The organism is Candidatus Megaera polyxenophila, assembly GCF_029982035.1.
GTDB classification, from domain to species: Bacteria; Pseudomonadota; Alphaproteobacteria; order Rickettsiales; family Rickettsiaceae; genus Megaera; species Megaera polyxenophila.
Map to the genome: position 1 here is coordinate 1,602,468 of NZ_CP104166.1, position 25,061 is coordinate 1,627,528.

General features: G+C 33.3%; 23 protein-coding genes. 17 read left to right on the top strand and 6 right to left on the bottom strand.

Going from position 1 to position 25,061, the window contains the following annotated elements; all coding sequences use genetic code 11:
• Nucleotides 1-125: 125 nt before the first annotated feature.
• The 4 genes from N3Z16_RS08395 (at nucleotide 126) to murA (ending at nucleotide 5,709) form a co-directional block, all read left to right on the top strand.
• Nucleotides 126-1,637, top strand: coding sequence for an Npt1/Npt2 family nucleotide transporter (locus tag N3Z16_RS08395; protein ID WP_223939410.1), 1,512 nt, complete (start codon nucleotides 126-128; stop codon nucleotides 1,635-1,637).
• Nucleotides 1,634-3,367: a hypothetical protein gene (locus tag N3Z16_RS08400; RefSeq protein WP_282486152.1), complete on the top strand. Its 1,734-nt coding sequence runs from the start codon at nucleotides 1,634-1,636 to the stop codon at nucleotides 3,365-3,367. The genes N3Z16_RS08395 and N3Z16_RS08400 overlap by 4 nt, the downstream gene beginning before the upstream one ends.
• Nucleotides 3,368-3,471: 104 nt before the next feature.
• On the top strand, nucleotides 3,472-4,404 hold the full coding sequence (locus N3Z16_RS08405) for a polyprenyl synthetase family protein (RefSeq protein ID WP_282486153.1): 933 nt from the start codon (nucleotides 3,472-3,474) through the stop codon (nucleotides 4,402-4,404).
• A 24-nt stretch (nucleotides 4,405-4,428) separates the two neighbouring features.
• On the top strand, nucleotides 4,429-5,709 hold the full coding sequence (murA, locus tag N3Z16_RS08410) for a UDP-N-acetylglucosamine 1-carboxyvinyltransferase (RefSeq protein WP_282486154.1): 1,281 nt from the start codon (nucleotides 4,429-4,431) through the stop codon (nucleotides 5,707-5,709).
• Between the two features lie 77 nt (nucleotides 5,710-5,786).
• Here murA and nth read toward each other — a convergent pair whose 3' ends face one another.
• Complete coding sequence (nth, locus tag N3Z16_RS08415) at nucleotides 5,787-6,419, bottom strand: endonuclease III (protein ID WP_282486155.1); 633 nt, start codon at nucleotides 6,417-6,419, stop codon at nucleotides 5,787-5,789.
• Nucleotides 6,420-6,467: 48 nt separating this feature from the next.
• On the opposite strand from nth, the gene grxD reads away from it, so the two are divergent.
• The 12 genes from grxD to N3Z16_RS08465 all read left to right on the top strand — a co-directional run bounded on the left by grxD (nucleotide 6,468) and on the right by N3Z16_RS08465 (nucleotide 18,085).
• Nucleotides 6,468-6,857 (top strand): Grx4 family monothiol glutaredoxin, encoded by a 390-nt coding sequence (gene grxD / locus N3Z16_RS08420; protein WP_223939405.1) that lies wholly within the window; start codon nucleotides 6,468-6,470, stop codon nucleotides 6,855-6,857.
• 25 nt (nucleotides 6,858-6,882) lie between these two features.
• A complete protein-coding gene (locus N3Z16_RS08425; RefSeq protein WP_223939404.1) occupies nucleotides 6,883-7,818 on the top strand; it encodes an ABC transporter ATP-binding protein in 936 nt (311 codons plus the stop codon).
• A gap of 15 nt (nucleotides 7,819-7,833) precedes the next feature.
• Nucleotides 7,834-8,658 carry a CAF17-like 4Fe-4S cluster assembly/insertion protein YgfZ gene (ygfZ, locus tag N3Z16_RS08430; RefSeq protein ID WP_223939403.1) on the top strand — a complete coding sequence of 275 codons (825 nt, stop codon included), beginning with the start codon at nucleotides 7,834-7,836 and terminating at the stop codon, nucleotides 8,656-8,658.
• A 292-nt stretch (nucleotides 8,659-8,950) separates the two neighbouring features.
• Nucleotides 8,951-9,334 carry a hypothetical protein gene (locus N3Z16_RS08435; RefSeq protein ID WP_223939402.1) on the top strand — a complete coding sequence of 128 codons (384 nt, stop codon included), beginning with the start codon at nucleotides 8,951-8,953 and terminating at the stop codon, nucleotides 9,332-9,334.
• 338 nt (nucleotides 9,335-9,672) lie between these two features.
• Complete coding sequence (locus N3Z16_RS08440) at nucleotides 9,673-10,221, top strand: hypothetical protein (RefSeq protein WP_282486156.1); 549 nt, start codon at nucleotides 9,673-9,675, stop codon at nucleotides 10,219-10,221.
• 390 nt (nucleotides 10,222-10,611) lie between these two features.
• Entirely contained in the window at nucleotides 10,612-12,033 is a 1,422-nt protein-coding gene (locus N3Z16_RS08445; RefSeq protein ID WP_282486157.1) for a leucine-rich repeat domain-containing protein, read from the top strand.
• Nucleotides 12,014-12,385 (top strand): DUF805 domain-containing protein, encoded by a 372-nt coding sequence (locus N3Z16_RS11120; protein WP_410519645.1) that lies wholly within the window; start codon nucleotides 12,014-12,016, stop codon nucleotides 12,383-12,385. The genes N3Z16_RS08445 and N3Z16_RS11120 overlap by 20 nt, the downstream gene beginning before the upstream one ends.
• Nucleotides 12,386-12,413: 28 nt before the next feature.
• Complete coding sequence (locus N3Z16_RS11125) at nucleotides 12,414-12,803, top strand: DUF805 domain-containing protein (protein WP_410519615.1); 390 nt, start codon at nucleotides 12,414-12,416, stop codon at nucleotides 12,801-12,803.
• Nucleotides 12,804-12,865: 62 nt separating this feature from the next.
• Complete coding sequence (locus N3Z16_RS08450; RefSeq protein WP_282485609.1) at nucleotides 12,866-13,903, top strand: IS630 family transposase; 1,038 nt, start codon at nucleotides 12,866-12,868, stop codon at nucleotides 13,901-13,903.
• A gap of 216 nt (nucleotides 13,904-14,119) precedes the next feature.
• The gene (locus tag N3Z16_RS08455; protein ID WP_282486158.1) at nucleotides 14,120-15,082 is read left to right on the top strand and encodes a retroviral-like aspartic protease family protein; all 963 of its coding nucleotides are present in this window, start codon (nucleotides 14,120-14,122) and stop codon (nucleotides 15,080-15,082) included.
• Between the two features lie 352 nt (nucleotides 15,083-15,434).
• Nucleotides 15,435-16,697 (top strand): AmpG family muropeptide MFS transporter, encoded by a 1,263-nt coding sequence (locus tag N3Z16_RS08460; protein WP_282486159.1) that lies wholly within the window; start codon nucleotides 15,435-15,437, stop codon nucleotides 16,695-16,697.
• 5 nt (nucleotides 16,698-16,702) lie between these two features.
• Nucleotides 16,703-18,085 (top strand): sodium:solute symporter family protein, encoded by a 1,383-nt coding sequence (locus N3Z16_RS08465; protein WP_410519616.1) that lies wholly within the window; start codon nucleotides 16,703-16,705, stop codon nucleotides 18,083-18,085.
• A 69-nt stretch (nucleotides 18,086-18,154) separates the two neighbouring features.
• Here the strand turns inward: N3Z16_RS08465 and prfA are convergent, their stop codons facing one another.
• From prfA to N3Z16_RS08485, 4 genes are all read right to left on the bottom strand, one after another.
• Nucleotides 18,155-19,228, bottom strand: coding sequence for a peptide chain release factor 1 (prfA, locus tag N3Z16_RS08470; RefSeq protein ID WP_223939338.1), 1,074 nt, complete (start codon nucleotides 19,226-19,228; stop codon nucleotides 18,155-18,157).
• Nucleotides 19,229-19,482: 254 nt separating this feature from the next.
• Complete coding sequence (locus N3Z16_RS08475; RefSeq protein ID WP_223939337.1) at nucleotides 19,483-20,532, bottom strand: HlyD family secretion protein; 1,050 nt, start codon at nucleotides 20,530-20,532, stop codon at nucleotides 19,483-19,485.
• Nucleotides 20,529-21,296 (bottom strand): CDP-alcohol phosphatidyltransferase family protein, encoded by a 768-nt coding sequence (locus N3Z16_RS08480; protein WP_223939336.1) that lies wholly within the window; start codon nucleotides 21,294-21,296, stop codon nucleotides 20,529-20,531. Before N3Z16_RS08480 ends, N3Z16_RS08475 begins: the two co-directional genes overlap by 4 nt.
• A 28-nt stretch (nucleotides 21,297-21,324) precedes the next feature.
• On the bottom strand, nucleotides 21,325-22,020 hold the full coding sequence (locus N3Z16_RS08485; RefSeq protein ID WP_282486160.1) for a phosphatidylserine decarboxylase: 696 nt from the start codon (nucleotides 22,018-22,020) through the stop codon (nucleotides 21,325-21,327).
• Between the two features lie 171 nt (nucleotides 22,021-22,191).
• On the opposite strand from N3Z16_RS08485, the gene ykgO reads away from it, so the two are divergent.
• Nucleotides 22,192-22,317 (top strand): type B 50S ribosomal protein L36, encoded by a 126-nt coding sequence (ykgO, locus tag N3Z16_RS08490; protein ID WP_223939334.1) that lies wholly within the window; start codon nucleotides 22,192-22,194, stop codon nucleotides 22,315-22,317.
• A 513-nt stretch (nucleotides 22,318-22,830) separates the two neighbouring features.
• On the opposite strand, the gene N3Z16_RS08495 is transcribed toward ykgO, so the two are convergent.
• Complete coding sequence (locus tag N3Z16_RS08495; RefSeq protein WP_282486161.1) at nucleotides 22,831-24,951, bottom strand: DUF4114 domain-containing protein; 2,121 nt, start codon at nucleotides 24,949-24,951, stop codon at nucleotides 22,831-22,833.
• Nucleotides 24,952-25,061: the final 110 nt, after the last annotated feature.

A 25,061-nucleotide genomic window follows, 5' to 3' on the forward strand; every position in this document is an offset into this window, starting at 1 on the left:
GCAAATTAAATTATGTTAAAAGGAGAGATTTCGGGAATGTTTGTTGACTTTTAAATAAAGAAAGATTAGAACTACTAGGTATTTATAGCTTATAAATACTGTTTTTAACAGTTTTATTTATACAAATGCCGAATCTTAAAAAAAAGCAGTTTTTATCTAGTCTTAAAGAGATTCTTTGGCCAATAGAACGTTCTGAATTAAAATTATTTATCCCAATGTCTTTTTTGATGTTGTGCATATTATTCAATTTTGGCGCATTACGTTCGATCAAAGATAGTTTGGTTGTACCAAATATTGGAGCAGAAGTTATTAGTTTTTTAAAACTATGGTTGGTGCTTCCTTCTACCATAATATTCACCTTAATTTATGTCAAACTCAGTAATATGTTTGATTATGAATATTTATTTTATTTAATAGTTTCCTTTTTCTTAGGATTCTTTTTAATCTTTACTTATGTCTTGTATCCAGATCAAGATTTTTATCACCCAAATTTGGAATATGCTCAAGGATTGGCTGAGGCCTATCCTAATTTTAAATGGTTTATTTTGATAGCGAGCAAGTGGAGTTATGCTCTGATGTACGTCTTTTGTGAATTGTGGAGTGCTGTTGTGATAAATTTGCTTTTCTGGCAGTATGCTAACAATATTTTTGATACTACTCTAGCGAAGAGATTTTATCCTATTTTAGGCATGGTAGGCAATATAGGGCTGATAATGGCAGGAAGCGTGCTCGTTACTTTTTCTAACATACCTTTTGGTGTGGATGGAGAAATTTTAGATAAGTATTCACTAAAGCAATCGAGTCTGGTACTACAACCGATTATGACAACTATAATTATTTCTGGTTGTGTAGCCATGGGGCTTTACAGATATATCAATAAATATCTAGTAAAAACTGATAAACTTGGTAACTTATTATCCCATACCCAAGATGACACAAGGACTAAATTATCGGTAATAGATAGTGTGAAGCTAATTTTAAGGTCTAAATATATCGGGTATATTGTCATTTTGCTTTTATGTTATGGGCTTGCGATTAATATTCTTGAAGGTCCTTGGAAGGCAAGAGTACGTGAACTTTATCCCAATACTGTCGACTATATTAATTTTATGGGTAGATTTAATATTTATATGGGGATATCGTGTGTGGTAGTTGCTTTAATTGGAAGTAATATTTTAAGGAAATTTAGCTGGCTTACTGCTGCTTTAATTACCCCTGGTATTATTGCCTGTACGGGAATTATATTTTTCGTTTTTGTAATTTATGCAAATGATATAGGGATGATAGGTAGCTATAGCCCGATATACCTGGCTGTAATAATTGGAGCTATTCAAAATATTTTAAGTAAATCGACAAAATATACTTTATTTGATTCAACAAAAGAAATGACGTATATACCTCTTTCTTTGGAACTTAGAACTAAAGGAAAGGCAGCTGTTGAGGTAATAGGTTTAAAGTTTGGTAAATCACTTGGGGCTTTCTCGCAGTCATTTATGTTTATTTTAATGCCAGCTTCTACTTTTGACTCAGTGACTGTCTATTTAATGGTAATTTTTGTATTAATAATAATTCTCTGGGTATTGGATGTTAGGAAGTTAAATAAAGAATATATAAAATTAAAAGGCGACAAGGAATGAGAATAGCAAAATATATATTAATTTTTTTAGTTGTTCTATTGGTCTTCTATTGTTCTTGTTGGTATTACATAATCAGTAATATAAAAAATGATATAAATGCCAGGTATGCTACGCAAAAAATTTATGTTAAAGCTTTGGTAAATACCGAAGAATATTTTATTACTTTTGATAAGGCTAGTATTACTGGATTTCCCTTTGATATGGCGTTGAATTTGCATGGGTGGAAAGAAGAAAGTAAAGGTGCGATCATTTCTTACCATTCCCCTATAAAAATTGGCTATAGTTTTACTAATCAACACGCATATATTGCATATGACGGGGAAATTGATGCTGCATATAAGCCGTTAGCCAGTAGCTTTGGTGCTATATTAAAAATAAAAAATTATTTAATTAAGTTAGATATTCCGCTTACTAGAAAATTACTGTCCGCAATTTCTAAAATGACTGATTCAGGAGAGTTGGTCAATTATATTAAGGATATTGAGGTTGCTACTGGGGAAGTTCAGATAATCGATAAACAGGAAAATGAACTGTTCTCCGATAAAGAGTATGAAAAATTAAACTTTACTTTTGTACCGGCAAAATATTACCTTACGCTGCAAGATTTACTAAATGAGATACCAAGTGAATATACGGTTAACTATAGTGTTAAAACCAAACCGGTTAAATTTTCATTTAGGCCTATACCTGTCAGTTTACTTTATGGGTTTTTTAATTTACCTTCGGATTTTTCTGCTTCCGGTAAAGTTAAAATTAAAACTGAGGCTAAGAAAGCTGAAGAATTATTTTCAAATTTTAATGCTGAAGTGGAAGTTGCTTTTTCTGCCCCTAAAATTGATTTAAATTCTTTCAAACTGCTTTTTAAAACTGGTTTATCTCCTGAAAAACGTAAAGGTACTGCATTATCAATAGATAGTAAAATAAGATTAAAGGATAGTTTTTTTGAAGAATTATTTAAAAAATACGAAGCTATTAAACCTAGGGTTATTTCTACTCATGCCGGTCGCCTAGTAGATCAAGAAGTATCCTACATAATCAGCAATAAGGATATATTCAGGTTTAAAGGTTTAGAAAATAGCGATTATTTTCTAAATCTAGATTTAGAAACTACAAATAACAGCAAGGGCCCGTTAGTGAAGTTAAATGATTTTAGTATCTATTCAGGGGAGTCTGGGTTTAAGTTAACATATCGATCACAATTTAATTACATGAATGGAACAAACTGGAAAGCAGATGGGGTGCTGTTAATTAAGAATTATCCGGTGGTAGTTGATTTTAATTCTAATTATATTCTTAGGTTTGGAGATTTTAGATTTTTAAGTGATCCAGCAAGAAACCTTTATATTGATGTTAATAAAGCATTTTTAAAACAGATATCAGATTATCCGACTTCCACTTCTAATGATCTTAGTTTTGATTATAGTATCAGTACAGATAATTGGTCAGAAGGAAAAATTGGTAGTTCAAAGATTGTCCAACTTCCGGAGCTATATAAAATTCTGCTATATAAGAAACTATTTAATGTAATTGATTTACACGGTGATATACTTATCCAAATAAAAAAATTACTACCGAATTTGGATGAAAACGAACCGGTATTTAAAAAGATATTAGCTCAAATTACTGAAAAAGATATTAAAAGGATTTTACCGCAACAAGGTGAAAAAAATATTAATGAAGGTGTTTTACAAAAAAATGACAAGAAAGCTACAAAAAATTTAGCTAAGTGAATATTGCACTATGTGCTACATGTATAAATCTTTAAATATTGTGAGATAATAAATTGGACTTAATAAAAGAAATTCATCAATTTTTACAATCAGAACTAAGCGAGATGAATAACTTAATCTTGGGTTGTCTCTCTGTCGAAGAAGAATTAATACAACTGATCGGTAATCATATCTCAAATTCAGGTGGTAAAAGAATAAGACCTGTACTTACGCTATTGTCTACCAAACTTTTTGATTGCGGGAGTGATAATGCAGTTAAGCTTGGTGCAGCTGTTGAATTTATTCATATGGCTACCTTATTGCATGATGATGTAGTAGATGGCAGTAAGATGCGTCGTTTTTTACCCACAGCTAATGTTATATGGGGTAATAAAGCAAGTATATTGGTAGGTGATTTCCTATTTAGTCAATCATTTAAATTAATAGTTGCCACCAGGTTACTCCCGGCTATGGACGTTTTATCGAAAGCGTGCGCAGTCGTCATAGAAGGTGAAGTATCGCAGCTTGCTAAACTCGAAGAGCGTAGGTTAATAACTGAAGAAGAGTATTTGAGAGTAATTAATGCAAAAACAGCGGTTCTTTTTGGAGCAGCATGTGAGGTTGGTGCTATTATAGCAAATCAATCTCCTAATTATTGTAATGCCATGAGAAATTTTGGCATGAAACTGGGAGAAATATTTCAAATAACAGACGATTTGCTAGATTATTTTACCCAAGGTGAAGTTAGAGGCAAGAATATAGGAGATGATTTTGCGGAAGGAAAGGTTACTTTACCGCTGATTTTCCTAGCTAGAAAACTTCCCAAGAATAAAAAAGAAAGATTAATGGAGTTAATAACTGCACATGAGCGTACATCTAAAGATTTCCACTGGGTTACTGATTTGTTAATCAGTTTTGATATAAAAAATGAAATTCTGGAATATTTGGAAGGGTTTAAAATATCTGCCTATAAGTGTCTTGAGGAGATCAATATTCAAAATGAAACTAGAGGATATTTGAAATCGTTGGTAAATTTTGCTGTAGAGCGCAGTTACTAATTAAGGTTGGTTAAAAAAATATATATGGATAGTATACTTATTAATGGAGGTAATGCTCTAAAAGGAAATATTACCATCAGTGGCTCTAAAAATGCTTCCTTGCCGATTATGGCAGCTGCGTTGCTAACGGATCACGAGCTGGAACTAGCTAATTTACCTATTCTATCTGATATTAACACCATGGAAGAACTGCTTGTAAACCATGGGGCTAAAGTTGCAAGAAAAATAGAAAGTAATGATAGCTTAAGCTTAAAAATTTCATGTTCTAATATCAATAATTACACAGCACCTTATGAAATAGTAAGGAAAATGCGAGCCTCTATTTGGGTTTTAGGTCCTCTTGTAGCTAAATATGGTGAGGCATTGGTTTCCCTCCCTGGAGGTTGCGCAATCGGCGCCAGGCAAGTTGATTTACATATTGCAGTCTTAGAAGCTATGGGAGTAGAGATAGAAATTTTGCAAGGATATATCCATGCTCATACCAGGAAACGTTTAAAAGCCTGCAATTTTGTATTTCCTAAAGTATCGGTTGGGGCTACTATTAATGCTATACTAGCTGCTTGTTTGGCAAGTGGTACTACCCATTTATCAAACTGCGCTAAAGAACCGGAAATCAGAGATTTATGCAATTGTTTGATAAAAATGGGAGCGATCATCGACGGTATTGGAACAGATGATTTAAAAATTACGGGACAGCAGGAATTATACGGGGCAAAGCATGATATTTTACCAGATAGGATCGAGGCTGGAACTTATATGATTGCTGGTGCTATTACTAAAGGAGATATAACTATTTCTGGGGTGGATTATGATATTGTTGAAAATGTAGCTCTTAAACTCGCACAATCAGGTATAGAAGTTACTAATTTAAACAATGTTATCAGAGTAAAATATAATGGACTTCTTAAATCAGTTGATATGGCTACCGGTGTTTATCCGGGTTTTGCTACTGATTTACAGGCTCAATTTATGAGTTTAATGGCCCTAGCGGATTCATCCTCAATAATTACAGAAAATATATTTGAAAACAGGTTTATGCATGTACCAGAATTATGCAGAATGGGAGCGAATATTAATGTAGATGGTAATCATGCGGTTGTAAGAGGGGTTAAAGCCTTAAGCGGTGCTGAAGTGATGGCTAGTGACCTGCGTGCATCAGTTTCGTTAATTCTTGCGGGACTAGCTGCGGAAGGCAGTACTAAAGTTAGAAGGGTGTATCATTTAGATCGAGGATATCAATCTCTTGAGAAAAAATTATCTGCTTGTGGAGCAGATATTGTTAGAGTGAAAGGTGATTCAGTTTAAGTTATAGGGAAGGAAAAAGTGTTTTTTATTTGATTTTATGTTAAGGACAGTTCTAAGTGAGCGGTACTTACGGCGATTTATAAATTTTTACTTTTATATTCACATAGATGACAAATAGGGCATTTAAAACATTCAGGTTTTCTGGCTTTACAAATATATCTTCCGTGTAATATCAGCCAGTGATGGGCATGCGTTAACCACATAGTAGGAATTTGCCTTAATAAGTCCTTTTCTATTTTTTTAGGTATAGTTTCCTGCGTTAAACCAATTCTATGTGAAACTCGAGCGACATGGGTATCAACGGCTATTGTTGGCTGGCCGAATGCACAATTTAATATAACATTTGCGGTTTTTTGCCCTATACCTGGTAATTTTATAAGTTCTTCAAAACTATTCGGAAGATTTGAGTCGTATTGCTCAACTAACATCTTACAGAACGCAATAATATTTTTTGCTTTAGTATTATATAAACCAATAGTTTTTATATATTTTTTTAGATTATCCTCGCCGAGTTTTAAAAAATCTTCCGGAGTTTTATAAATTTTAAATAGCGTGGAGGTTGCCTTATTAACAGAAACATCAGTTGCTTGGGCAGATAAAATAACCGCTACCGCTAGGGTGAAGTTATTAACATATTCAAGTTCTGTTTTCGGTTCTTTACTTAAAGAGCTAAAAATGGTAAAAATTTGGTTTATTATATTTAAATTCATAAAATAATAATTTAAAATTAATCATAATTAGCTTTACAGGAATTTATTATGGCAGAAAACAAGATTTTTGACTTTATAAGAAATGAAATAAATGAACATGAAGTGGTTTTATTCATGAAAGGTACGGCTGACTTTCCACAATGCGGTTTCTCAGCTATGGTAGTTAGTATTTTACAATCAGTTAGTGTTAAATTTAAGGATCATAACGTTTTAGCTAATGAAGAACTGCGCCAAGGAATAAAAGAATTTTCCGATTGGCCGACTATACCGCAGCTATATATTAAAGGAGAGTTCATAGGCGGTTGTGATATAGTACGTGAGATGTATGAAAGTGGTTCTTTAAGCGAGCTGGTAAGAGACCTTCAAAGTCACGGCGTTACTTGTAATAATGAAAAACGTTTGGAAACTACTCAAGCAAGTGTTCAATTAACTGAATGAAAAAGCATATCTACCGAGAAATTTGATGAGTGATGCTATTTACGTAAATAATCTTATAAAAGAATATAATACCGGTAGAGTTGCCAATGAAAAAAAATTAGCCTTAAATGGCTTAGACATAAATATTGAAGTTGGATCAATATTCGGTTTACTCGGGCCAAATGGAGCGGGAAAATCAACGTTAATCAATATCTTAGCCGGTACAGTTATAAAAACTTCCGGAGAAGTTAGAGTGATGGGAGTAGATATTGATTACCAACCTAAGAGAGCTAGATCGTTAATTGGCGTTGTTCCGCAAGAAATTGTTACGGATACTTTTTTTCCTTTGTGGCAAGCTCTTGAATTTACAGCTGGTTACTTTGGGATTAGGCCAGAAAATCGAATTACTGACCAGCTGCTTAAAACTTTGAGTTTATATGATAAAAGAAATAGCCTGCCACAAAGGTTATCAGGTGGAATGAAAAGGCGTTTCTTAATCGCTAAGGCTATGGTCCATTCTCCTAGAATACTGGTTCTCGATGAGCCGACTGCCGGTGTAGATATTGAACTTAGAAATCAACTTTGGGAATATGTCAAAAAGTTAAATCAAGAGCAAGGGGTAACTATTATTATTACTACTCACTATTTGGCTGAAGCTCAGGAATTATGCGATAATATTGCCTTTATTAACGATGGTAAAATTATAAAACAGGATTCAAAAAAGAAATTACTTGCAGAACTTGGTTCACGATATCTTGATGTTGAGTTTGAAAATGCCATTGATCCTGTGAAAGTTTCTAGTTTAAAAAATACAAAACTTAAGCTTTTAAATGAAAATAAAATTAGGTTTGACCTTCATACCGAAAATAACGACTTTACTCGAATTTTAGAAATAATTCATTCCATGGATTTGAGAATCAAGAATTTAAACTTAAGTGAGCCTGATCTTGAGGATATTTTTCATAAAATAGTTAAAAAATAGCTTTTCTGTATTTTTATGGCTGAATTACTTGAAAACCGTTCTATTTTAAGCCTGTCTGGAAAGGATGCTTTAGTTTTTTTACAAAATATTGTCACCAATGATTTAAATAATTATTCATATTCATATAATTATCTGCTTTCTCCGCAAGGAAGATATTTATATGATTTCTTTGTATTAAAATTATCACCTGACCAATTATTTATCGATATAGATTCCATTTCGGCTCAATCGTTTTTACAAAAACTTACTATATACAAGTTAAGACGGGACGTAGAGATAAAAAACCTTGCTTCTGAATATTCTGTTTTATATTCCAGGGAAAAAATGGAAACTAATGAGGAGGTTATTGCTTCTAATTGTGATCCTCGATTTTCTAAATTGGGTTTTAGATCTATAGTAGAATCCTCGTGTGCTAATAAATTGGAGTTAGTTGGTAATAATTTATATATGCAAGACAAATATGAATTTACTATTCCAGATGGCCGAGATGATTTAATTACGGGGAATTCAGTAGTTTTTCAGTTCGGAGCAGAAGAGTTGTCAGCTGTTAGTTTTTCTAAAGGATGCTATATAGGGCAGGAAGTAATTTCTAGAGCAAAATACCAAGGTGTCACAAGGAAGAAGCTTTTTAAATTAGTTTCTGATAAAAAAATTGCTTTTAATGATATTGGTACGGAAATCACCGATTTGAGAGGAGAAAAAATTGGTATTTTTTGCTCAAGCTATAATAAACTTGGCATAGGGTTATTAAATGAAGAAAAATATCTAGGACTCGATACAAAAATTGCTCTTATAAATGGTATTCAGGAAGTGCTAATTTTAAAACCTGAATGGAGGTAACTACCCCAAGATTAATAAAATGTAGTTGTTTTTTGTAATTACTTCTGCGTGTGTAAATTATTACTTTTGTTCTTTTCAAAAGTTCTCTGATCTCGAATTCTATTCCTTTCTTTGTTATTACAAATCGTAGGGTTAAAGTTAGGTAGTTGAGAATAATTAATTTTTATTAATTAATTATTGACAGCATTTATATTATACTATATATTAGCTTGATTAATTAAATTTAATTAAATATATACTAATACTACCGAGTATTAGCTATTTTTGGTAACAACTAATCTATAAAACGCATATGGCAAAATTCGAAACAATATGGAAACAACCTAGTGCTTTTGTATCAGGGGCTATAAAATCTTTCCCTAAAAATTTTATTTGGCACGGAACAAAATTTATCAGTCATACTATAGTAGGGGGGATAACTCATACTGGAAAAGTTGCTTTGAAGCTTGCTGAAGAAGCAGTTAGTTTTGTTTGGGAAACACTAAAAGATTTAGGTAACGAAATTGCTGAAGGATTTAACGATATACTAGAAGCTGGTATAACAGAAGCCGAACAAGCAGAAAATACAAAAATTGCTTTAGAAAAAATTGTGACAACCGATGTTGAGGATAGTATTGTGGTGGGTCTTAATTCAGAAGACTTAGCAGCGACTCTGGAAGCGGCTGCTGCAGCTTAGGGAACAGCTTATATCCAAGATAGCTTATTTTTAAGCTATCTTGATATAAATTATAAAGCGGGCACTGTTTCGTCCGCTTTTTTTTTATTTGCTAATACTTAGGTAATTTACTATAAGTTGCTTATTTCTAAAACTCTAAAACATATATACTTAAAAAATTTTTAGTATATTAATACCACGGTTCTTCAACATATATATTTAAAATAGTTAATAAACTTTAAGGATAAGTTTTTGATTAAACTGTTTTTGTTATTGACTCATATATTAATCAATGCTAATTAGTTTAGTTGATAGTTTTTGTAGCTAATTCTGATGTAATATTTTAGGGTATTTATGAGATGATGAATAATTTTAATGACAAAAAAATTAATAAACCTGTAGGTGTTGGGTCGGAAGTTCTTATTGGAGAAAAAATAGATAATCAACATCCTAATGTTGTCGTAGATGAGACCCCAGAACTTATTGCTTTGCCTAAATCATCTGCGGAACTTGCCGAAGAATTAATTGATTATTTGGTCACTCACAATCATCAAAAAGTTGCAAAAATTATTATTGAAGAAGCAAGAATATATTTAAGCAAGCTATCAAATAATAATATTTTCAATATGGATCAACAGTTGAAACAGATTGAAGATGAATTGGGTGATTTAATTAAATATTTTGGCCAAGAAGATAAAGGAAAAATAGCATCTAAATTGAAAAGCTTAAAAATTATTATCCAAGGTTTGGAATCAGAATATATTCGGAATTTTTTACAAAATATACTCGAAATTATAGAAAATTATAATAAGAACAGAAGTAAAAAAAGTTTTGATAAAAAGGAAGGGTTTAAAAACTTTAAGGCGAGTATTAAATCAGGCTTTTCTGGCCTTCGAAAGCTGCTTTAGCCTTTAATAGCACTTTGCTATAGGAGATAGTTTTAGTAACTTACCGGTTACTTTTCTATAAACTTTACTGTTATATTTTTTATACCTATTTAAAAATATTAGCTCTATTCTCTAAATTAGTTGCTGCAATATTGCAACTTACCCATCATTAATCTTCAACTTATAGTAGAGTAATTATATAAATTATACCGCTATAGTTGTATCATCAATTATGAAATTCTTAAAGGAAAGCAGTAATGAGCTTGAATAGTCATCATATACAAAATAATGATGATTCGAAAATTAATTTAATTTGATTTCTTCTTGATAATCGTTTAAATGGATGCTTTTGACTGTTGAACCTTTAATTGAATTTTAAAATCATTTTTCAGCTTTTTTTAGGAGAATTTTATGGGTGGTGGCGGTAGTAAAGCTTCAGGCGGTGGAGGCAGTGGTAGTAGCAGTAGCAGAAGTGAATATGGAGGTAGGTGTATTACAAGAATAATTGAACCTTCTAGAAAAGATAGCAGTAAAACCGTGGTAAAAGACAGTCATAGCTATCCTTCAGCGCATAGTAATAGCAGAAGTGGGGAAGGTAGTAAAAGTACTGGCAGCAAAAAAGAAGAAAGCAAGGCTAGTGGACTATCTTACGGCGGTACTATTGAATATTCTGGCGGTTATTCCAGTGTTGTTCTCAGCTCCATACCTCCAAGAGAAAGTTATATTTCTAATCCTTATGCACCGCAGTATATTAAATCCTTTGAATCTTATTTATTGCAAAAATATGGAGGTCTTACTGCTTTAACAAAAGGAGTAATACTAGGCTCTAATAGTGTTTATGGAAGATTCCAATTAGATACTTTAGTAAAACTTCCCAGTGAAAGCTTGGCTATGAAAGATATGGTGCATACATTAACATGTATGAGTCTTTCAGTTCAAGGAAGAGAAGAAACAATACCTAGTGTTGTTAAAGTTATAACTCTCTGCGACAATAATATCTGTGACTATGATCTTCTGAAGTTACAAACATCTTGCTTTGCTTATAGAAGTAAGCTTAATCTGGACGGGTTATATTTACATCATAATCAAATAACTGACGTGGGTGTAAAGTATTTGCTAAATGCTTATGTCCCTGATTCCGGTTTAAAGATTCCTCCACTTATTTTAGACAGGATTGTAAAGGAAAATATAAAAGGTTTTATTAATGCTCCGGGCTATCGAAGTGTTATAGAACTGAATCTTAGCTGTAATCAAATAGGAGATGACGGAGCTAAGTTGCTTGCCGATTCCCTCGTAAAAGGAGAAATGCCTAAGTTAAAGGTCTTGCGCTTAGAAGATAATAAGATTACTGATAAGGGGATAAGTTATTTTGCTAAAGCTTTACAGCGTGAAGTACAAGACATTATTGTGCTTTTAAATCGACTTGACAAGCACTCAAAAATGTTTTTAGGTGATCGACAAGAAAAGCTAGCTGAAATGAATAGAATTCTTAAAATTGCTGAAGAAAATGGAGTAAATACCAAGACCATTGTAATGGAAAAAAGTTTAAAAAGCCAGATTATAAATAATGTCACGATTAGTATAACTGGCGGTTGGGGTTTTACGAAATGTTATTTTATTCCAAGTAATATAACTGATTATGTAGGTGATTATATGAAAGGAAAGTTGGTAACAAAAATCTCTAAAAGGTTGGAAAAATATATTACTATGGAAAGTATTGTAAACTGCTATTTGGAAGCATCAGACGAGGCTTGGTCCTCCCCATCAGGAATTGAAATTATAAATAAAGAACGAGAAGCTATGGGAGTTAGTGATGAGGGTTTTATTGAGTAAAGCAAGGATTTTTTTATGTACAAAAATTCTATCGGATTTTCAAGGAAGAATTAACAGAAAAAAATATACACTTTTATTAGTAATGTATATTTTTTTGGTGCTAATAGTAAAGCTAATATTTAGCAGTTTGGTTTATACTGACAATAATAGCATTCACAATTATAGTATTTACAATATTTTTCTAGTGTATATTTTTTATCAATACTCCTCTATAATCTGTAAAAGACTACATGATTTAGATGTAAGCGGTTGGTGGTGCATATGGTATTTTTTACTTCCTCCAATTCAAATAACACTCTGTTTTTTTAAAGGTACTCCTGGTCCTAATCGTTACGGCCAACCGCCTACGTAGTAGCGGTGTAAATGGAATTTTCGGGTTTTTGATACGCTATAATAGTTGGTTACGCACTTTACAAAAATTATTTATCAAAAATTTCTTTTCTTTTTCTGGTAGGGCTAACAGGAAAGAATTTATTATTTTTCAAATTATTTATATTTGTTTAAACATTTGTTTAATTTTACCACTATATTTAGGTTTTTCTTCTTTTAAGACATTTATCGGTCTAATATTATTTATTTCAAACTTAGCGATAACTATTAGAAGACTCCATGACTTTAATGTGAGTGGCTGGGCTTATTTTTTCTTAAACTGCTTTTTCTGTATTATAACAATTTATCTTATGATAAAAGATGGGTCTATAAAAAAAGAAGTACCAATGTCAATACTAACATCTATTTTCTCTTATTCCACAGTAATACTTATATATTAACCCACCAATTAAATACCCGACATAACTATTGCCAAGAAGGAAGGAATTTGTATAATGCAATAATGTCAAAAAGTGAAGATTTTAGGAAATTATCAATAAGCGCACAAGCGTCGATGAGAAAGATTGCTCTAAAACTAGTAAAAAGAGGAGAGAGTCAATCGTCGGTAGGTGAATTAATAGGAGTGAGTCGCCAGACAGTAAATGAATGGGTAAGGAGGGAAAAGAGAGGCGACAAGTACGCAATTAGTGGGAAGTTAAGAGGTAGAAAGATAGGAGAGAAAAGGCTTATAACCGAAGATCAAAGTAAAATAATACAAGGGTACGTAAATATCTCTAGACCAGAAGATCACAATATCAAATCAGCATTATGGTCAAGAAAATCAGTTAATGCACTCATCAAAAAACATTGTGGATTTTTTCTTCCCCTAAGTACAATAGGCGAATATTTAAGAAGATGGGGGTATACTGCACAAAAGCCAAAGAAGTTAGCATATGAGCAGCAACCCAAAAGGGTTCAATTTTGGTTAGATGAAGAATATCCGTCAATAGCCAAGCAAGCAGAATATGAAAAGGCAGAAATACATTGGTGCGACGAAGTAGGGATAAAACAAGAGTGTCAGGTATTACAAAGCTATTCTTTAAAAGGAAAAACCCCTGTTGTGATTCATAAATCGAAGAGATTTAGTATAAACATGATATCCACTGTTACAAATAACGGTAAGCTAAGGTTTATGCTGTACGAAGAGACACTAAAAACAAATGTATTTATAGAATTTTTACGGAGGTTGGTAAAATACTCCAAGAAAAAAATCTTCTTAATCCTAGATAATCTCAAGGTTCATCATAGCAAAAAAGTACAAATATGGACTCGGAAACATAAAAAGAAAATTTCTTTATTTTTTCTGCCTCCGTATACTCCGCAACATAATCCGGATGAATATTTAAACAACGATTTAAAAAGAAATGTAAATAGGAAACATATACCTCTTACAAAATCTGAACTCCAAGGGAATTTAAAATCTTACCTAAGGACTCTGCAAAATAACCCAGAACATATCAAAAGATTATTTCAGGCGAAAGAAGTAAAATATGCCGCCTAAGTCGGGTATTTAGTTGGTGGGTTAATATTTAATATTATCACTGGTAAAAGGAAGTCGTGGTACTAATCGTTACGGCGAACCGCCTAAGTATTGATATGCCGTAATTCATCAACTAAGAATAAATCAATAATTTAAGGAGTTTTAGTTTTGCGGTTATCAACAGAAGGGTTAGAGAGACCTAAGCAAGTAAAGAAAGAAATTAATCTGCCTTTGATCTTGATAATATGTTTTATATCACTACTGTCTTTAGCGGGCTATTTACATAACAAAGGTAAGTTATATAAATTATACCTAAGTACTAAGGAAACACTTATTGGCCTTAATTTAGAGGAAAAGAAAGATTACCTCGGTATTTTATATAGACAGGGGTATCGTACAGATGCTGCTAATATTCTACAGCAGGTTATATCTTTTCCCCAAGAAGATACCGAACAGAATAAAGCTTTTTTAGCATTTTTATATTTTAACCAAGAAGATTATGAGAAGGCTTTGTTGAGATACAAAAAGCTTATGAAAGAATCTGATTCTCCTGAACAGTATATTTTTTATTACGCTTCATGTTTATTTCATCAAGGTGAAATAGATGAGGCACTAAAACAGCACTATCGGTTATTTTCTATAGATGACCGTTACGTAGATAATGTTGAGGGTATTTTAAAAATTCTGTTAAAGCAGAAAAAGAAGCATGAAGGATTAAGTTTTTTAGAAGGTTATTTAAGCAAGTATCCTTCTGCACAATCTTATTTAGGGGTGTATGACCATAGATTTAACCAGATTGTAGAAGCTGAAGAAGAAACTGATCCTGCTACAATAAGGATTCCTGAGGTTAATAAAGCTTTTCATGCTAAAGTTAAAATAGGAACTAACAAGTATCCGTACACTTATATCATTGATACGGGAGCAGTTATAACAACTATCAGTCCCAAAATGTACAGGGCTAACGAAGGCGTAATAAGAAAAACCGGTAAAAGCTACACATTTGTAAATGCTGACGGGAGTACACATGAAGTAGAGGAGGTTTTTATTGATTGGATCAAGATCGGAGGTGTTGAATTACAAAACGTCAGGGCTGTTTTAAAACAGAAAGGTGATAACCTTTTAGGTCAGAATGTACTGGGAAAATTAAAAATAAGTATTCAAAAAGAAAATAACATTAATATCATGACATTAAAAAAATGATAGGGGATAATCATTACTTTGCACTAAAAGTTAATGATTACGGCCAGATTCCTGCATATTAAAGCTATAAATGGAATTATCGGGTTTGATATATTGCAATTGACTTAGTAATGCCCCTCCGGCTTTACATCTTTACATAACTATATATAATAAACCACAGAGTTTTAATATAAAAGGCATTTTAATTAATAAACGTATAATCATCTTTGTAATGAGCTTAAACCAAATGTAAGTTAAAGTTAAGGTCAAGCAGTATTTGGTGTTTATATACAAGTGATGACTTCTGGAAGAGGGCTTAACTCAATAAAACTTAAGTAACCCTCTTAATTACACTTAAATTACTCAAATTCCTATGGTAGCTAAAAAAAAATTATTGATTATTTGGCTAATTGGCGTAATGAGTGGTTTTACTATAATGATTACCGGCAATACGCTAAATTTCTGGTTAGCCAAAGAGTCCGTTGATATTAGAACCATTGGAATTTTTGCCTTAATTTCCTTGCCTTATGCCGTAAATTTTATTTGGGCTCCAATTTTTGATATAAAAAATATTCCTATACTAACGAAAAACATCGGTCATCGTACTTCTTGGATTGTAGTCCTGCAATTATTCTTAAGCTTTACTGTTTTTACATTGAGCTACATTAGGCCTGCCGATAATTTATTATTATTTGGATTAATAGCGATTATTATTTCTTTTTTTTCTTCTGCTCAGGACACTGTTCTTGGAGCCTTTAGAGCCGAGCTAGTTGATAGTACAAAACAAGGGCAGGTTTCTGGTCTTTATGTTTTTGGCTACCGAATAGGGATGTTATTATCTAGTTCTGGGGCTATATATATTGCTGCTCATGTTGATTGGAGTGTAGTCTACAAATTATTTAGCTTTGTTATCATTTTATTTCCAGTGACAATTTTATTACTTGTTACTGAACCTCAAACTTCAACTAAATTATCTCTGCATACAAAAGAGCGCCAAGATTTCAAGCGTGGTAGCTTATATTTCCAAACCAAGCATTTAATATCTGTTATTCTTGGATCTTTAGGTACTAAAAACTATATTATTCTGATTTTATTATTCTTGATATTATATCGTTTACCGGACAATTTTATAAATACGATGATAAACCCTTTTTTGCTTCATATTGGTTATGATGAGTTTGAAATAGCAACGGCGGGAAAGTTTTTTGGAATTACGGCAACTATTATTGGCGGATTGATTGCAAGCTATATAATGAAATATTTTAATATTTTCAAAAGTCTGATTTTCTTCGGTGTTTTACACGGCGCTGGTCATATGTTATTTATTGTTCAGGAGATTTACGGTGAAAATATATATTTGCTTTTTTTTATAACTGGATTTGAAAGTATAACAGGGGGGATGACAATGACTGCTTATATAGCTTATATTGCTTCCTTATGTCATGGTAGGTTTAAGGCTACACAATACTCATTTTTAACTTCAATGATGGGGTTCTCACGGTCGGTATTACCAGCAATTTCGGGTTATATTGTCTCGACTATCGGCTGGAAAACATTTTACTTGTTTGCTTCAATAGCTACTATTCCTTCAATAATTTTAGTATTATATTTACAGAAATTTTCAGTTAATAAATAGAGATAGTGATAGATTTAATTATTGTAGCTTTGTATTTAATTTCCTTACTAATAGTTGGGATATATACCCGTTCACGCAAGGCAGGGTTTAAAGGCTTTACATTAGTAAAAAACAAAGATTATAAACATGGAAAGCTTATTCTAGTTGCTACAATTTTTGCTTCTTCAATCGGCGGGGGGACAACTTTTGGAATTTCAGAAAAAGCTTTTGCTGGAAATATTGCGCATAGTTATGGATTATTTTTGGCTATACCAATAGATATATTAATTGCAATATATATTATTCCCAGGTTGATAAAACATTATGGAGCGGAAACCATAGGCGATATAATGTTTACTTATTATGGAAAAGCCGGTAGGGCAGTAGGGGGGCTGGCAGCATTACTTGTATCTATCGGTTTTGTTGCAGCTCAGATTAGCGTTAGTGCAAGAATATTTGAATATATATTGCAGATAGATTATGTCCAAGGGGTAATTATAAGTTATGGTATCGTCATTGTATATACGACTGTTGGAGGTTTTAGGTCTGTTTTATTTACCAACCAAATGCAGTTTTTTGCCATGTTACTTGCTATACCTATTATTTCAATTTTTGGCTTATATCAGCTTGGTATTTCCGAATTTCTACAAAAAATTCCCCCTGAAAAAGTAATTATTACAGGTAATGATGATCTTATCAAAACTACTATTTCTGCTTTTTTAGGGTTTATTGTTATGAATCTGTTTCCAACTTTTATCCAAAGAGCCTTGATTGATAAAGATCCCAACCAAACAGCTAAAGCAATTTACTTAAAGTCGGTAATATATGCCATTTTTCTGGTATTCATAACCATAAATGGGTTAATTGCTTTTGTTACTTATCCGGAAATAAAACCTAGTCTTGCTTTGCCGTATCTTATAGATCATATAATTCCGGTTGGTATACAAGGGGTAGTAATAGCGGGTTTACTTGCAGCGGTTATGTCCACGGCGGATTCAGATTTAAATGTAACTTCGATTACTTTGGTTAAGGATTTTTTTAAACCTATATTTAACCTGTCTGATCAGAATAAAATGCTGTTAGTAGCAAGAATTACAAATATTGTCGTAGGTAGTCTGGCAATATTTATTGCGCTCTGTTTTACTAGCGTGGTGGATTTGGTAATCTTTATTGCCGGATTTTGGGCTCCTATAATATTAGTCCCCCTAGTTTTTGGACTTTATAATATTGTCATACCTAAATTTGCTATGGTATTTACTAGTTTTGCCGGGGGGGGTAGCTTCTTTCTGTGGGAATATTTTATGGCCACGCCTAATAATTTAAAAAGTGTGTTTGTAGGTACTGTGGTGAACTTGATGTTGTTTATGATGTTTGTGTTTATTAAAAACTTATCTTATCGCAGTCCCTAATCCCTCTATAGCACATACATGAAATATTAGCTAATTATGCTAATTGATTAGTATTAGGCTTTATAGAAGTTATTGAATTTCTTCAGCAAGACGTTTTGCTTCGTCATCAGCAATTAGAGCTTCGGTAAATTCATCAAGGTTTCCTTCTTTTAGAACTTCATCAATTCTATATAAGGTCAGATTTATGCGGTGATCGGTAATACGTCCTTGAGGAAAATTATAAGTTCTGATTCTTTCTGATCTATCACCTGATCCCACTTGATTTTTACGGGAATTGGAGCGCTCTATTTCCCTTTTTTGGCGTTCTTCTTCATAGATTCTTGAACGTAGGATCTTAAGAGCTTTTGCTTTATTTTTATGCTGAGATTTTTCATCTTGTTGGCAAACTACTACCCCTGTTGGAATATGGGTAATTCTAACAGCTGAATCTGTAGTGTTAACGTGCTGGCCTCCAGCACCTGATGCCCTATAGGTATCTATTCTTAGGTCTTTTTCTTCTATTTTAATATCTACTTCTTCTGCTTCCGGTAAAACGGCCACTGTCGCTGCCGATGTATGGATTCTACCACTTGATTCGGTTTGGGGAACTCTTTGAACTCTATGTACTCCTGATTCAAACTTGAGTTTAGAAAATACATTAGGACCTTTGATTGAAGCTGAAGCTTCTTTATATCCTCCCACACCAATGTCGGAAATTGATAATATTTCAAATTTCCAGCCTTTAAGATGAGCATAACGCTGATACATTTCAAATAAACTAGCAGCAAAAAGAGCCGCTTCTTCACCGCCCGTACCAGCTCTTACTTCTATTATTGCACTTTTACTATCGGCTTCATCTTTTGGTAATAAAGCAACTTTTACCCCTTTTTCCAGGTTAGGAATTTTTTCATTTAATTCATATATTTCCTGTTCAACCATTTCTTTTGTATCAAAATCTAAAGATTTATCCTTAAGAAGTTCTTTTGTGCTTTCTAGATCCTTGAGAGCTTTATTATAATCGTTAATCTGATGAACTACTTCTTCAAGGTCTGAATATTCTTTTGAACATTTGATAAATTCTTCTCCTTTTATACCGCTTGCAAGCTTGTTTGATAACTCTTGATGTTTAGAGAGAATTTTATTTAAATTTTCCTGAAAGCTCATTATTTTTGTTTACTATTATAAATTAATTTCCGCAGTCTATAATTTTTATTCTAGTTTTTCAATATTTCCGTTCATTTATTAATTAATATGGACGGAAGTTGTTTATAGAAAATGCAAAATTTACTTACACATTTTTTTATAAACGAATATTAGAGATTCCTTCGCTAGCTATGTTTAAGGGTAAAGAAAAAGCAAAGGTGACGCCTTTATCTAGATTCTGCGTGATCCAATTCATATTTACTTCCTATAAAATTCTAATGTACAGGTTCTTTATCTGTCCTTATCTTTACTATGGTAGACATACCAGGACTTAATTTACCTATTAGTTCTTGAGGGATGTCAAAATCAATTGATACTGGTATACGCTGGACAATTTTAGTAAAATTGCCTGTTGCATTAGACGGAGGAAGTAAACTGAATTTTGCTCCGGTTGCAGGAGAAAGATTTCTGATATAACCAATAACTTCATAATCAGATTCCGAGTCAAAGGTCATTACTGCTTCCATTCCGGTTTTAAAATTAGTCACCTGGGTTTCTTTAAAGTTCGCTTTTACATATAATTTTTCTGGAATGACTGCAAATAAAACAACGCCTGCGGTTATATAATTTCCAAGTTTTAAAGAGCTATTACCCACTGTTCCGTCGATAGGGGAACGTATTAGTGTGTTATCCAGGTTTCTTTTAGCGAGGATTACCTCTTGCGCAGTAGTAGTGTGTTTTGCTATGGAAGATAAGCGCTGTAATTCTAAAAGAGCTAATTTTTCTTGGCTTGATTGCATATTAAGTTTTGCCTGAGAAAATTCATTTTTTGCTTTTTCCAAGGCTATTTCAGTGCTATCGAGTTTTTGTTTACTGGCGTAATTATCTTTGCTAAGTGCCTGAATCCTATTATAATCTACTTGGGTAAACTTTAAATTAGTTTCAGCAAATTCAAGAGATTCTTTCGCTTTTGTCTGCTCAATTTGGGCAAGCTTTATGTTTTGGTCTATTATTTCTATATCTCTTTTTGCTCCTTCTAGAGTTGCTAATGTTTTCTCGTAATTAGCTCGATAATCGTCATCCTTAATTTTAGCTATAATTTGCCCATGTGTAACTTTATTGTTTTCTTCTACTAATATTTCGCTAATTATACCGCTTACTTCCGAACTAACACTAGAGATCTCAGCTTCAAGGTAAGCGTTATCGGTATATTGGGTTTTTGTCCATATATATACTCTATAAATCAAGAAACAGGTTATAACAGCAACAGTAATTAAAATATGAACAAAATATCGATGCGATAAATACTTAGAGAGTAGGTTCATAACCTTCGTGCTATATTAATGCAAATAATTATTGATAATAGATATACTATAGCTGCTATCGGTAACATATACCAAGGGTATATTGCAGTAACAATAATTATTATAGCAAACATCGCCATGAAGAGTGATAAATATTCAGGTTTTATGTTGAATTGCTTGATAGATATTGTAGGTAATCTGCTAGCTAGAAGAATTGCTACGAAAAAAATATATAAATTTATTAGCAGGGTGTGGTTTCTCATGCTAAAATCTTCAAAGTAGGTAGTAATTTCAAAATCCAGTATGATTGGGAGTAAAGCAAGCATTGCTCCGCTTGGTGCTGGCACTCCTGTTGAAAACATTGTTGCTTTTTTAGATTCAACAGGTTTAATGATTGTAGCGTTAAAACGCGCTAACCTTATACCCATACAGACAATAAAAAAGGTTATGGCAGCCCAAGATGTGACCTTGTATTCATACTGCTGGAAAGACCATAAATATATAATAAAAGCTGGGCACAACCCAAAATTGGCAAAATCACATAAAGAGTCCAATTCCGCACCAAAATGACTTGTAGCATTAAGCATTCTTGCTATTCTTCCGTCAAGCCCGTCTATAATTGTTGCTATTAATATACAGTAAACAGATATCTCCCATTTACTGTCTAAAGCAAAACGTATAGAGCTAACCCCTATAACAAGACCGATTAAAGTCAGTATATTGGGAATCAATTTTACAACAGGTACAGGCTTTAGTATCCTCGGTGATTTTTTCAATTTTGACAAAACCTTTTTCCTTGTCTTTAAATAATAATTATCTTACTTCAAACTTTGGTTGAGAAGATTTGCTTAAATCCATGTCAGCTAGTACAGTTTCTCCACCGACACAAGTTTGCCCCTCTGATACTAGGATAGCTGTTTTTAAAGGCAAATAAATATCAGTTCTACTGCCGAATCTTATTAACCCATATCGTTGACCAGCTTTTACAGTTTGAGACTCTTCTAAATCGCATACTATTCTTCTTGCAATTAAGCCGGCAATTTGAACAAAAGCTATTTTTACTCCGTTAACAGTTTCCATTAAAACAGATTGACGTTCATTATGAATACTTGCTTTCTCTAAAGAAGCGTTAAAGAATTTTCCTGGATGATAATGCAACTGCAAAATCCTACCGGTTGCCGGAACTCTATTGATATGGACATTAAAAACATTCAAAAATATGCTTATCCGGATCATTTCATCATCACCAAGGCCAAGTTCTGACGGTGGGGTTACTTCTTTAATAGCCTGAACTATTCCATCGGCAGGGCTGATAATAAAATTATCGTTTACCGGTGTAACTCTTTCTGGATTTCTGAAAAAATAAGCACACCATAGCGTACTAATAGTGCCGATCCACCCAAATGTTGTACTAAAAGAACCTAGTACAAAAGTTATTACGGCAAAAATAATAATGAATATGTAACCTTCACGGTGAATGATTTTTGCAAGATCGCTATACGGTTTCATTTTTTTCTCCAAATAAATTTCCTTGGATGATAATTTTCTTAAATATTAAGGTCAAGTATAAAAACATTTAGTTAATTAAAATGATTATTCATGGTTGACCTTAGGCCTAAAAATATTTATAATACCATTCTTGAAATTGATGAATACACATAAATCAAAAAAATAAATATTATGAAAGTTTTAAAGTCTCTCAAATCTGCCAAAACAAGGGATAAAAATTGCCGGATAGTAAAAAGAAAGGGCAGAACCCTAGTTATTAACAAAGTCAATAAAAGATTTAAAGCGAAACAAGCCTAAGTTAGCCTTAAATTTATTCTAAATATTGTGTTTTGTTGTTTGGACATCCTTAACCGACGGTCTTTAATTTTTTATAAGTCCTCTAATTCCAATTGTACAAATTTTGGCTAGGTAAATCATGTATAAAAATCTTGGAGTAATTTTAATTTTTTGTTAAGAAGCTAACGAATCAATTTAATATTAGCTTTATCTAATTCCACGTGCTCTATATTTTATCAGCAGTATATATTCAGAATCTGAAATTTTATTCCCAAGCCCATACAATCGCAATAGTCAAAAAAGGCCGTAAGCTTATACAAGAGAAGGTATCTTTTTGCTACTTCTAAGACGGCCTCTCCACCAAAAGGGACAATAGTAGTAACAATATCTGCAATTAGAGCAGTTCCTCCCCTGGAGGAGCTCGTTATAGTACGTTTAAAGTTTCTGTGTTACCCTTGTTAAAAACTACGATATTTGCAATTGACTTTATATTTTCTAGGAGTTTTAAAAGTTCCTCTACCAAAGCTAGTTGAATTAATAATTATGGTTAGAGGAACTTTTATCATCATTATTAATGGTATCATCGGTGGTTTCATGGTGAGAATCCTCGCTATTATTGTTTTGGTGATCTTTATCATTGTTATTTACTATATCTGCCTCATGGTTACTATCAACCTGTTCTACCCAATTTGAAGTAATAGGTTGACTACTAATATCAGAATCCTTCGATACTATATCTGTCCAACTATTGCTATCCATCGCTGATATATTTGTGTCTGCCTGGCCAGAGTGGTCATTTACAGTATGGCTGTTATTGTCATCTTTACCAGAGCCATTTTCAATCTGATTATCGTGGCTGTTAAAATCTTTGTTATTATTTTCTTTATCATTGTTTATATCCTTTATGTTTTCATTATTACCTAGATTGCTCTTATCATTATTCTGTCCGTTTTCTTCATTAGCACGGCTATTGCTACCGCTGTTATTTCCACCACCGCTGTCCGGGTTACTATCGTCATTGTGGTTATCATCGTTACTATGGCCATTGTCGTCGTTATGGTCTCCGCCACTGCCGCCCGTTCCAGTACCCCTGCCGTTTCCTGGGTTGTTATCGTCGTTGTGGTCCTCATCGTTACCATGGCCGTTATCGTGGTCGTCGCCATTGACTCCGCCACCGTGATTTCCTCCATTATCTAGTCCTGAGCCTGTATAAGGAGTAAGTTGGACATTTACTATTACATCGTTATAATCGCCGTCGCTACTACCACCAAATAAATCTTCGAAGCTAATTTGTCCAGCATTGTTATTAGAATGGCTGACCCCACCATCAGGATTTAAATTAGGGTCAGAAAAATAGACTGGTGCTCCTTCACCATTAATAGGAGTGCCATTATAATTAGTTGCCCATTGCCCCTGATCGTTTAATGAGAAAGTAACGTTTGCTCCTTCCGGCAAGAGGGGATTTAATGCATCTCCATTTGGGATAATAAAGAATCCCACTGTTACCGCTCCAGGAGGAATATCGCCTGGAGCATAATTGATAATTACTGAATCGCCGATACCAAGGCTTTCTTTAACATTTGTAAAATCAATACTTCCAGAAATAGGATTACCATTATTATCGGCAAAATAATGACCAAAGCTACTATTGTAACCAGCATCTGAGTCAATTGAATCAATAGTTAATGAAAACCCCTGGCCTGGAGTAAGACTATAATTACCATTAGGTAATAGTACTGGGGGGGTAGGAGGGTTATCATGACCGCTGCCGTTGTTTCCGCCGCCGTTTCCTGGGTTGCTATAGTCGTTTCCGTCATCGTCGTTACCATGGCCGTTGTCGTGGTCGTCGCCATTGTTTCCACCGCCACCAGTACCTCCGCCATCGCCGCCAGTTCCTCCACCGCCGTTTCCTGGGTTGCTATCGTCGTTTCCGTCATCGTCGTTACCATGGCCGTTGTCGTGGTCGTCGCCATTGTTTCCACCACCGCCGCCAGTTCCTCCACCACCGCCGCCAGTTCCTCCACCACCGCCGCCAGTTCCTCCACCATCGCCGCCAGTTCTATCACCGGGTTGCTGACTTACCAGTGGCTTAGGATCACTATCATCATTTTGTTTGTCTTGAGAACCTTCTGTATCCTTCTCAGGTGAAGGATCTTTTTGAATATCGGTGTTATTAGTTTTTAATGGTTGAAGGGGATTAATATCTTGTTCTCTATCGGCGATACTAGAAATTCTTGCCTCTCCGGTTATAGTATTTGAGTTCTGTTCAATGGATTGAGTGCCAGTTGTTTTTTTAAAGTCATTATCTGTAAGGAGATTACCGGATTTTGATAACATATTTTTATTAAGAGAAGCCCCTGTTTTCGTAAAATTTTCAATCGATGCAAGGTCTACGTCTTCTATTTTACGATTATCATCTAGTTGCAAATCGGTATTTGTAAACTTAACGATACCTGATTCTTCTTTAATATTAGTATAATGAGTACGATCTTTTGTTGCGAGTAATTCTTCGCTGTCAGAATCTTTATCAGTGGCTTTTAATTTGTCAACATTAAGGTCTTTCTGGTCTACCTTTTGAAGTCTATCGAAACTGTCGAATTGTTCTCTTTCCCCAAGTGCTGTATCTTTAGGATTACCATCTGATTTTTCTGCCATATATAGTAATATTATTTTGTAATTTATGCTTATTGCTACTAGGCTAATATATAATTAGTTAATTATATATTAACAAAACTTACAAGTGCCATAAAATTACTTTTTTTAGG

What these genes read in the sequence shown, in the direction of transcription:
- N3Z16_RS08395 (WP_223939410.1), top strand. Translation starts at nt 126, where the DNA reads ATGCCGAATCTTAAAAAAAAGCAGTTTTTATCTAGTCTTAAAGAGATT.
- N3Z16_RS08400 (WP_282486152.1), top strand. Translation starts at nt 1,634, where the DNA reads ATGAGAATAGCAAAATATATATTAATTTTTTTAGTTGTTCTATTGGTC.
- N3Z16_RS08405 (WP_282486153.1), top strand. Translation starts at nt 3,472, where the DNA reads ATGAATAACTTAATCTTGGGTTGTCTCTCTGTCGAAGAAGAATTAATA.
- murA (WP_282486154.1), top strand. Translation starts at nt 4,429, where the DNA reads ATGGATAGTATACTTATTAATGGAGGTAATGCTCTAAAAGGAAATATT.
- nth (WP_282486155.1), bottom strand. Translation starts at nt 6,419, where the DNA reads ATGAATTTAAATATAATAAACCAAATTTTTACCATTTTTAGCTCTTTA.
- grxD (WP_223939405.1), top strand. Translation starts at nt 6,468, where the DNA reads ATGGCAGAAAACAAGATTTTTGACTTTATAAGAAATGAAATAAATGAA.
- N3Z16_RS08425 (WP_223939404.1), top strand. Translation starts at nt 6,883, where the DNA reads ATGAGTGATGCTATTTACGTAAATAATCTTATAAAAGAATATAATACC.
- ygfZ (WP_223939403.1), top strand. Translation starts at nt 7,834, where the DNA reads ATGGCTGAATTACTTGAAAACCGTTCTATTTTAAGCCTGTCTGGAAAG.
- N3Z16_RS08435 (WP_223939402.1), top strand. Translation starts at nt 8,951, where the DNA reads ATGGCAAAATTCGAAACAATATGGAAACAACCTAGTGCTTTTGTATCA.
- N3Z16_RS08440 (WP_282486156.1), top strand. Translation starts at nt 9,673, where the DNA reads ATGATGAATAATTTTAATGACAAAAAAATTAATAAACCTGTAGGTGTT.
- N3Z16_RS08445 (WP_282486157.1), top strand. Translation starts at nt 10,612, where the DNA reads ATGGGTGGTGGCGGTAGTAAAGCTTCAGGCGGTGGAGGCAGTGGTAGT.
- N3Z16_RS11120 (WP_410519645.1), top strand. Translation starts at nt 12,014, where the DNA reads ATGAGGGTTTTATTGAGTAAAGCAAGGATTTTTTTATGTACAAAAATT.
- N3Z16_RS08450 (WP_282485609.1), top strand. Translation starts at nt 12,866, where the DNA reads ATGTCAAAAAGTGAAGATTTTAGGAAATTATCAATAAGCGCACAAGCG.
- N3Z16_RS08460 (WP_282486159.1), top strand. Translation starts at nt 15,435, where the DNA reads ATGGTAGCTAAAAAAAAATTATTGATTATTTGGCTAATTGGCGTAATG.
- prfA (WP_223939338.1), bottom strand. Translation starts at nt 19,228, where the DNA reads ATGAGCTTTCAGGAAAATTTAAATAAAATTCTCTCTAAACATCAAGAG.
- N3Z16_RS08475 (WP_223939337.1), bottom strand. Translation starts at nt 20,532, where the DNA reads ATGAACCTACTCTCTAAGTATTTATCGCATCGATATTTTGTTCATATT.
- N3Z16_RS08485 (WP_282486160.1), bottom strand. Translation starts at nt 22,020, where the DNA reads ATGAAACCGTATAGCGATCTTGCAAAAATCATTCACCGTGAAGGTTAC.
- ykgO (WP_223939334.1), top strand. Translation starts at nt 22,192, where the DNA reads ATGAAAGTTTTAAAGTCTCTCAAATCTGCCAAAACAAGGGATAAAAAT.
- N3Z16_RS08495 (WP_282486161.1), bottom strand. Translation starts at nt 24,951, where the DNA reads ATGGCAGAAAAATCAGATGGTAATCCTAAAGATACAGCACTTGGGGAA.